Source organism: Thermoplasma sp. Kam2015, assembly GCF_003205235.1.
GTDB lineage: Archaea > Thermoplasmatota > Thermoplasmata > Thermoplasmatales > Thermoplasmataceae > Thermoplasma.
This window is the reverse complement of the sequence record NZ_QJSM01000014.1, coordinates 44,117-52,744: the sequence shown is the minus strand read 5'-3', so window position 1 is coordinate 52,744 and position 8,628 is coordinate 44,117. Positions and strand designations below refer to the sequence as shown.

The 8,628-nt window shown below is 47.6% G+C and carries 8 protein-coding genes; 4 read left to right on the top strand and 4 right to left on the bottom strand.

Annotated features, from left to right (window positions below):
• Positions 1-108 precede the first annotated feature (108 nt).
• Genes DMB44_RS01505 through DMB44_RS01495 form a run of 3 tightly spaced genes read left to right on the top strand, consistent with a single transcriptional unit; the run spans position 109 to position 3,420 of the window.
• Positions 109-1,299 (top strand): acetyl-CoA C-acetyltransferase, encoded by a 1,191-nt coding sequence (locus tag DMB44_RS01505; protein WP_110640292.1) that lies wholly within the window; start codon positions 109-111, stop codon positions 1,297-1,299.
• 1 nt (position 1,300) lies between these two features.
• Positions 1,301-2,410, top strand: coding sequence for an acyl-CoA dehydrogenase family protein (locus tag DMB44_RS01500; RefSeq protein WP_110640291.1), 1,110 nt, complete (start codon positions 1,301-1,303; stop codon positions 2,408-2,410).
• Positions 2,407-3,420 (top strand): acyl-CoA dehydrogenase family protein, encoded by a 1,014-nt coding sequence (locus DMB44_RS01495; protein WP_110640290.1) that lies wholly within the window; start codon positions 2,407-2,409, stop codon positions 3,418-3,420. Before DMB44_RS01500 ends, DMB44_RS01495 begins: the two co-directional genes overlap by 4 nt.
• An 18-nt stretch (positions 3,421-3,438) precedes the next feature.
• Here the strand turns inward: DMB44_RS01495 and DMB44_RS01490 are convergent, their stop codons facing one another.
• The gene (locus DMB44_RS01490) at positions 3,439-3,837 is read right to left on the bottom strand and encodes a PaaI family thioesterase (protein WP_110640289.1); all 399 of its coding nucleotides are present in this window, start codon (positions 3,835-3,837) and stop codon (positions 3,439-3,441) included.
• A 153-nt stretch (positions 3,838-3,990) separates the two neighbouring features.
• On the opposite strand from DMB44_RS01490, the gene DMB44_RS01485 reads away from it, so the two are divergent.
• Complete coding sequence (locus tag DMB44_RS01485; protein ID WP_110640288.1) at positions 3,991-5,583, top strand: fatty acid--CoA ligase; 1,593 nt, start codon at positions 3,991-3,993, stop codon at positions 5,581-5,583.
• Here DMB44_RS01485 and DMB44_RS01480 read toward each other — a convergent pair whose 3' ends face one another.
• From DMB44_RS01480 to DMB44_RS01470, 3 genes are all read right to left on the bottom strand, one after another.
• Entirely contained in the window at positions 5,584-7,554 is a 1,971-nt protein-coding gene (locus tag DMB44_RS01480; RefSeq protein ID WP_110640287.1) for a 3-hydroxyacyl-CoA dehydrogenase/enoyl-CoA hydratase family protein, read from the bottom strand.
• Positions 7,555-7,558: 4 nt separating this feature from the next.
• Positions 7,559-7,885 carry an SCP2 sterol-binding domain-containing protein gene (locus DMB44_RS01475; RefSeq protein ID WP_110640286.1) on the bottom strand — a complete coding sequence of 109 codons (327 nt, stop codon included), beginning with the start codon at positions 7,883-7,885 and terminating at the stop codon, positions 7,559-7,561.
• 188 nt (positions 7,886-8,073) lie between these two features.
• Positions 8,074-8,604: a DUF1936 domain-containing protein gene (locus tag DMB44_RS01470; protein ID WP_110640285.1), complete on the bottom strand. Its 531-nt coding sequence runs from the start codon at positions 8,602-8,604 to the stop codon at positions 8,074-8,076.
• Positions 8,605-8,628: the final 24 nt, after the last annotated feature.

Here is an 8,628-nt window from a genome sequence, read left to right as displayed (position 1 = left end):
CTATTCTATTTTATATATAGAATTATTTTTTTATGTAGAATATGATAAATATAAATATTGTCAGAATAAATTTATATTGCATCTTCAACTTATTCATATCGATGTGAAATGAACGGAGAGAACGTGTACCTCGTCGACTTCAAAAGGACCGCATTTTCAAGATCTAGGCCCAACGACCCGGAGCGAGATGTCTTTAATTCCATACGGATGGACGAAGCTATGGCAAAGCTCATCAACGTTGTCATCGATGAAACCGGTATCAAACCGGAGGAGATAAACGACGTGATAACAGGATGCGCGCTCCAGATGGACGAGAACTGGACCTATGGAGGCAGGCATCCAATACTGCTCGCAAACCTACCAGACAGCGTACCTGGAATGGCCCTGGACAGGGCATGCTCATCATCGCTCAACGCGATAACCATTGGTGCCATGGAGATAATGACCGGAAACTCGGACATAGTTCTTGCTGGCGGTTACGAACACATGACGCATGTACCGATGGGAAACAGCCCATTCCTCAAGCCAAACATAAAGCTCATGGTCAGGCCAGAGTATATGCATTACGATATGAATACCGGTTATTCAATGGGACTAACCGCGGAGAAGCTCGCCGCCCTTAGGGGGATAACAAGGGATGAGATGGACAAATATTCGTTGAGGAGCCATCAACTTGCCTCAAAGGCGCTAGATGAAGGATATTTCAAAGGCGAGATAGTGCCGATAGAGGTCGAGATAAATGGCGAAGAGAAGGTCATCGATACTGATCAGAGCATCAGGAAGAACACCTCACTTGAGGACATGAAGAAGTTGAAACCAGCATTCAGAGATGATGGCGTCATAACTGCAGGAAACTCATCACCGCTTAATGCAGGAGCTTCTTTGACACTGATCATGTCCGAGAAGAAGGTAAAGGAATACGGTTTAAAGCCAATGGCGAGGATAGTATCATTTGGCTGGGCAGGCGTTGACCCGTCCATAATGGGTGAGGGGCCAGTACCCGCAACGAGAAATGCACTGGCGAAGGCCAAGATGGATGTATCCGACATAGACCTGTGGGAGATAAATGAAGCGTTCGCGGTAGTGGTACTGAACGCCATGAAGGAGCTGGGAATAGAAGAGGATCGCGTCAACGTACACGGCGGAGCTATAGCGATAGGCCATCCCCTTGGAGCAACTGGGGCAAGGATCGCAGGTACACTGGCAAGGATCATGAACGAGAAGAAGAAGGACTACGGTGTAGCAACGCTGTGTGTCGGCGGAGGACAGGGTTACTCCGTTGTTTTTGAGAGGTATTGATATGAATTTCGAACTTGATGAGGCGCAGAGGGAGTTCAGGAAGAAGGTAGAGGATTTTGCCAGAAGAGAATTCACCGAGGAGGAGGCCACGAAATACGATCTCCAGGAGAAATATCCTGAGGAGGTTGTGAAGAGGATGCTGAAGGAGGGGGTTTTTGATTACTCCAATCCCTGGAACATCCTTGTGGCCACCGAGGCGCTTTGCAAGTATGATGCAGGCATGGGAATATCCATGCTTGTGCCGTTCTTCGGAAATGAGGTCATAGCCCTTTTTGGAAATGACGACCAGAAGAAAAAATACCTAAGCAGGGTATTTTCGGGCCAGGCCAAGATGGGTCTCGCCGTCACGGAACCGGGCGGTGGAAGCGACGTGGCAAATATAAAGACGACAGCTGTCAAGGAGGGAGATCATTATGTACTCAACGGATCGAAGATGTTCATCACTAATGGCGACATCGCGGATTTCTTTGTACTGCTTGCAAGGACATCGGTGGAGAAGAAAAAGCACCAGGGAATGAGCGTATTCATCGTGGAACGCAACTTCGAAGGCTTCAAATCGAATAAGATCCACGGCAAGCTGGGAGTCAGGGCAACGGATACTGCAGAGATAACTCTGGAAAATGTGAAGGTTCCAGCCGAAAATCTTGTGGGCGAACCTGGAAGGGGCTTCTACTACATAATGACCTTCTTCGATATAAGCAGAGCCTACGTGGCGGCGCAGGCCCTTGGAATAGCCGAAGGTATCCTGGAGAGAACTGTCAACATACTCCAGAAGGATGGGCCCATAACGTCACAGCCAGAGCGCGTCCAGTTCACCATAGCCGATATGGCTACACGCATTGAAGCGGCAAAGCTACTTACCTATGAAGCGGCCTCATTCATATTCAACTTCAATCCAAATCCAGCCGTTACAAGCATGGCAAAGGCCTACGCAGCTGAAACAGCCGTATACGTATCGAGAAAGGCCATGGAGATCACGGGCATAGACGGCCTCTCCTCAAGCATAGAGAGATCGTTTAGGGATGCAAAGATAATGGAGATATGGGAGGGCACAAGCGAGATAGAAAAACTGGTCATAGCCAGAATGCTCAAGGTGGGTGATACCCAATGATGGAAGAATATGAAATACTGAGGAATACCGTCAGAGAATTTTCCAACAAGGAGATCGAAGCGGTGTCCAAGGATATAGAGATAAACGGCATACCGAGATCTCTGAAGGAGAAGATAGCGGCTCAGGGCTTTCTGGGCGCAACCCTTCCCGCTGAAAAGGGAGGATCAGGACTAGACGAGAAAGGGTATATGATAATACTGGAGGAGACCGCGAAGGCATCCCCCTCAGTGTCTATGTGGATATTCCTCACAAACCTGTACCTGAAGATCCATCCGGACGCCAGCGGCAAGCAGGACATACTATCCGGTAAGATCGATGTGACGGTCGATCTTTCTCCTTACTATCTGCGCAGCAAAGCGCAGCCGTTGAATGTGGCGGGCGGCAAGATAAGCGGAAGGCGCGCGAACGTTATTAATGGAACGGCTTCGTCAATAATAGTCAGCGACGGAAGCAGCATATATGCGGTCGGATCCGGCATGCACGCTGTTAACAAGAACCATCTCGGCCTGCGCGGTATGGATCTTTCCGATGTTGATTTCGATTCGTCTACTTACGAGAAGGTTGGTTCAGAGGAGAAGCTCAGGACAGAACTGAAGAACTCTGACGGCGAGATAGCGGCCATCTTTCTTGGAGTTGCCGACGGAACAATGGCCAAGGCCGCGGACTATTCCAAGGTCAGGACCGCCTTCGATCACCCGCTTAAGGATTACACACCCATATTCGATGAGATCGTAGCCGCAAGGACGCAGATAGAACTGATAAGGTACTACCTTTACGGAAACCAAGGTGAATATGCAAAGGCCTTGAGCAAGATAAAGGCCAAGGAGATTGCGCTTCTGGCTACGAGAAGTTCACTGCAGATACACGGCGGCTACGGATACATACACGACTTCGGGATAGAGAAGTACTATAGAGACGCAATGGCTCTGGCAGTTTACTTTGGCGACGATTCATGGGAGAACGGGATCATCTCTGAGGTGGTGATAGGGGAGAGAGGAGGAATGATTTAGGATAATCATATTTTATTTTTATCTGTATATATAATATGTGCCCATGGATTTTGAGCAGAGGTCTCCCTTTCCGTCTAGGGCCTCCACATCGACATACGCTATATTCTTCCCTATTCGTACCATGTTGCTTCTGAATACCACCGGCCCTATGCCTATAGGTCTTATGAACTCCGTGCTGAAGTTCACTGTAACCTGATTTAACACCGATCCATAGGTCAGAACTGTGAGTCCGCCAACTGCGTCTGAGATCGCCATTATGGCGCCGCCGTTCATGATGTTGCCTATACGCATGAGGTTTTCCCTCAACGGTACGCTTATCTCTATGGATCCTTCCCTGATGTAAGATACTTCAAACTCTATATTCTTGAGGAATCCATCCATGGCGAATATCTTCTTGAGGTCTTCACCATCAAACATTGCTCCTGTATTCTTTGATTCAATAAAGCTTTATGATCTCATTATCGCATATCTTATTTGAAAGCAAATATCTTATTTCTGGATATCTAAACATGTAGTTTTTTCTACATACAGTCACAGAAAATATATTATCATCAAATGCAATATAAAGATATGGAATATAGATACGAACTCACTATAGATAAGCTTCTCCAGAGCGGTGTATCATCGAACCCTGCACAGAAGATAAATTATACTGGGCGAAGGGAATTCACCTTCGAGGAATTCAGCAAAAGGGTAGAAAAACTCGCAAAGGCCCTCATCTCAATAGGAGTGAAGAAAGGGGACAGAGTTGCAGTCATCGATTGGGATACATATGTTTATCTCGAGGCGTATTTCGCCGTTCCAATGGTGGGTGCGGTTCTCCATACGGTCAATGTTAGGTATCCGCAGGATCTCATATACTACACGATGGATCATGCCGAGGACAAATACGTCATCGTGAGGGATGAATTCGTTCCCATCCTATCCAAGAACAGGGAGGCGTTCTACTTCATAAAGGGCTGGATAGTGTATTCCGAGACAGGCCAGATCCCTGATTTACTCTCTCCAAAGTACGTCTACGATGACCTCATGAAGGATTCCTATTCAGATATAGAGCTGCCTCAAATATCGGAAAACGATCTGGCCACAACATTCTACACCTCCGGTACAACTGGTATACCCAAGGGGGTTCAGTTCACTCACAGACAGATTGTGCTACATTCCATTTCATCTGGTCTGGCACTGGGCGATGACCCAATAAACCTGACTTCAAGGGACACCATAATGCCGCTTGTTCCTATGTTCCACGTGCATGCATGGGGCGTACCGTACATGTCCATACTGGCAGGAAGGAGATACGTGCTTCCTGGAAGATATGACTTCGATCATATAATAGACCTAATAGACAAGTACAACGTGAGCGTAATAGCGATGGTACCTTCGATCCTCTATCTCATCGTCACGAATCCAAACGTGAAGAAGATAGCGGGACGCGGAATAAGGGCCATTGTCGGCGGCGGTGCCCTACCAGAAGGCCTTGCAAACGCTGCAGAGAAGTTGGGGATCACCGCAATCTCCGGGTATGGTCTGTCTGAAACGGCACCAATACTGACGCTGGCCACGTATAACGAGCGCGTGAAGTCAATGCCTGAATCTGAGAAAAAGAAGTTCAGGCTCAAGACAGGCGTTCCGATCCCGCTGGTGCAGCTGAGGGTCGTGGATGACAAGATGAACGATGTCCCGAAGGACGAGAAGACCATAGGAGAGATCGTCGTAAGATCGCCATGGCTCACCAGCGTATATGTTAAGAACAACGAGGGTACTGAATCGCTGTGGCGCGGAGGCTGGATGCATACTGGCGATCTCGCTGTCATGGATGAATACGGATACATACGGATAGTTGACAGGGAGAAAGATGCCGTCAAATCTGGCGGTGAATTCATACCATCGCTCGTACTTGAGGACGCCATAAGTTCTTGTCCTGGCGTGATTGAAAATGCGGTCGTTGGAAAACCGGATGAGAAATGGGGTGAGAGACCTGTAGCATTTTACACGGGAACGGCAAAACCAGACGATATCAGAAAACACCTCCTTGACATGGTCAATGCTGGTAGAATCGCCAAGTTCTGGATCCCTGATGATTTTATAAATGTGAAGGAGTTTGCAAAGACAAGCACGGGAAAGATAGATAAAAAGGTACTCAGGGAAATGATTAAAAAATGATCATTTCCCCTGATAGCTTGGTTTTCTCTTGCCAAGAAATGCAGATATGCCCTCCTTGAGATCCTCCGTTCCGTAGAGAAGCCCCATGGATATGGCTTCCATCTCAAGGCCATCATCCAGCGAGGTATTCGTGCTCCTCAACACGAGCCTCTTTGCCAGAGCGGCCGATATTGGCGCTACCCTTTCGGAAATTGTCTGGGCGAGATTCAGCGTATCAGAATCTATGGTGTCCTTGCTGAAGACCTTCGATACTATGCCCATCTCGTAAGCCTCCCTTCCGGTGAACCTCTCGCCTGTCAGCACGTAATATGCAGCTCTGGACTGACCCACCGCACGTGAGAGCCTCTGTGTGCCTCCCCATCCCGGAACCAAGCCGAGTGTAACCTCAGGGAAGCCTATCTGTACATCTTCAGTTGCAACCCTTATGTCACAGGCAAGCGCCATCTCAAAGCCACCACCTAGCGTGTAGCCCTTCATCTCGGCTATTGTCACCTTTGGTATCTCGCTGAGCAGCTTGAACACGCGCTCACCACGCCTGGAAAATTCCATGAAGTCAAAGGTGCTATTGAAGAATGAATCGAGCTGCGCTCCTGCAGAGAACACCGATCCGTTCCCTGTAACGATGATTACGCTGATGTCGCGGTTGTTCCAGAGATCGTTCAGGGCTTTCTCCAGCCCGTCCATGACCGCTGCATTGATAAGATTGTTCCTTGTATTGTTTATGCGGAGGATGGCTATCTTACCTTTGATTTCAGTTATCACCGGATCGCTTGAGGAGACGTATGAAGCCTCTTCCTTCTTCTCCTCTGCCTTAGGAGCAACCTGCATGGATATCACCGACTTCAACCTGCCCTCTGCTATTGACTTTGCAGGCTTGAATATCTCAACTCCAAACTTCTGATAGAGCGATTCCAGCTTCGCTTTGACCTCGGCGTTCGTCAAACCCTTTGCCACGGTTATGGGACCGAAAGGCCTGTTCATGCCCAGCTTCACTCCCGTCTCTATATCGTCCGGTGAAGCGACTCCATCCTCTATGATTTTGACAGCCTCATTTATCTCAAGAGCGAATATATCCATGAGTTCTACGGCCTTTGTGGGCTTGGCTTCAGGTATCTGAGCCTTTCCATTCACCCATCTGTAGAAGCCCTCGCCTGTCTTCAATCCCAGCTTCTTCTCATTGAATAGCCTGGTATACACCTGACACTTGGAATAATCAGGCGAAAGCTCCTTTGCGTAGTACTGGAGCGAATGATACACTGTATCTATGCCAACATAGTCCATGAGCTCGTAGGGCCCCATGGGAAGACCCTGCGATCTTGCGAACCTGTCAACCTCTTCAGGTTTCGCCAGCCCCTTATCTATAACCAGACAGAAGTACAGCGATTCAGGCGCATTGATCCTGTTTACAACAAAACCAGGCGTGTCCTTGTACACCTTTATGGGCGTCTTCCCGATCTTCTTGGAGAATTCGAACACGGAATTGAAGACCTCGTCCTCAGTGTACTGGCTTCTTATTACCTCAACGAGCTTCAGCACGACCGGCGGATTGAAGAAGTGCATGCCGACGACCTTGCCCTTCTTCTTTATGCCTTCAGCTATCTCTGTCAGCCTTATGTTGGATGTATTTGTTGCGAGTATTGCATTATCCTTGGTGCTCTTATCCAGCTGATCGAAGACACTCCTCTTTATCTCCAGTACCTCAGGAACGGCTTCTATGACTAGATCCGCGTCTTTGACCGATTCAGGTATCTGTGTGAAGTAATGTATCCTGGAGAGCACCTCTTCCTTGTTTTTCAGCTTGCCAGAATTTACCAGTCTGTCCAGGCTTGCGCTTATGGATGCCTTCGCCTTGTTCAGAACCTCCTCGGATACGTCCTCAAGATTGACGTCCAGGCCGGCCAGAGCAATGACCTCAGCTATTCCGTGCCCCATTATTCCGGATCCGATAACAGTTACGTTCTTTATCTCCATGATCTCACTTCGCCTTGCCCAGCACTGTTATGATCTTCTGCACGAAGAACAGGTCTCCAGAGACCGTAACCTTACCACCCATGAAGGCAGAAAACGCGTTTAGCTTCCCGGTTATTATATCGCTGAGTACCTGATCCGTGCATTTCACCGTAGCATCAGCCTTCTCTGCCTTTCCATCCGCGATGGATATTTTGCCGTTTCCAATGACGATCTGGAACGGGCTGGCATCCGTGAGATCGATGTTGACGATCTTGCTGGATTTAGCTATATCCGACATGTCCTTTTCCGGAACCTTCCCTATCATCTTATCTATGAGATCCTTTGAACCCATATTTATGTATAGAGCCAGACCCAATATAATTTTTTACGTTTAAATATCATGAACACGAATTAACGATCTTTTTATTCAGAATATACAGATTATAAACTCAAAGGTATATAATTCTTATTTCTATTCCGGAACTCCAGTTTATATGCTAGGACATCTAAAAATTTGTCATTTTTGCCTGGTTAGAGATCTCATTCCTCATAGTCGCAGGAGGGATTGGAACATCTGAAGACCTTTATCTCGCCCTTCTCATTGTAAACTGGCTCGAGAACACCTATGCCGCATTTGGGACATATGTGCTGATAATCCTTTGTACGATGCGAGAGCAGGATGTCCGTTATGGATGCCCTGGACAGATATCTTGACAGATCGGTCAGCGTGACTATTCCAACAACCTTTCCAGAGTCGTCAACGACTGCGCATCTCTCAAGACCGTTTTCGCTCAGATAGGCTGCCACATCCTTAACATCGTAGTCATTTTTCACCTTAGGTATCGGCTTTCTCATGACGAGTTTGACTGGAACTTCATCCGGCTTCCTGTTCCTCGGTATGAAGCGCTTTATTATGCTGCGTTCACTCAATAATCCCACGTCATTGCCGCTGTCATCTTTAACGACGAGGCCGTAGAGATGGTTTTCATTCATTATCTTCACTGCATCGAATACTGTAGCGTTCCAGTTGACCGTTTTGAAATTTGAATTCATTATCTTCTCCACTTTCATAGCTTAGCGATGTTATGATTAAAT

Excerpts from the sequence above, each read along its gene's own strand:
- DMB44_RS01500 (WP_110640291.1), top strand. The coding sequence starts at position 1,301 with ATGAATTTCGAACTTGATGAGGCGCAGAGGGAGTTCAGGAAGAAGGTA.
- DMB44_RS01475 (WP_110640286.1), bottom strand. The coding sequence starts at position 7,885 with ATGGGTTCAAAGGATCTCATAGATAAGATGATAGGGAAGGTTCCGGAA.
- DMB44_RS01485 (WP_110640288.1), top strand. The coding sequence starts at position 3,991 with ATGGAATATAGATACGAACTCACTATAGATAAGCTTCTCCAGAGCGGT.
- DMB44_RS01505 (WP_110640292.1), top strand. The coding sequence starts at position 109 with ATGAACGGAGAGAACGTGTACCTCGTCGACTTCAAAAGGACCGCATTT.
- DMB44_RS01495 (WP_110640290.1), top strand. The coding sequence starts at position 2,407 with ATGATGGAAGAATATGAAATACTGAGGAATACCGTCAGAGAATTTTCC.
- DMB44_RS01480 (WP_110640287.1), bottom strand. The coding sequence starts at position 7,554 with ATGGAGATAAAGAACGTAACTGTTATCGGATCCGGAATAATGGGGCAC.
- DMB44_RS01470 (WP_110640285.1), bottom strand. The coding sequence starts at position 8,604 with ATGAAAGTGGAGAAGATAATGAATTCAAATTTCAAAACGGTCAACTGG.
- DMB44_RS01490 (WP_110640289.1), bottom strand. The coding sequence starts at position 3,837 with ATGTTTGATGGTGAAGACCTCAAGAAGATATTCGCCATGGATGGATTC.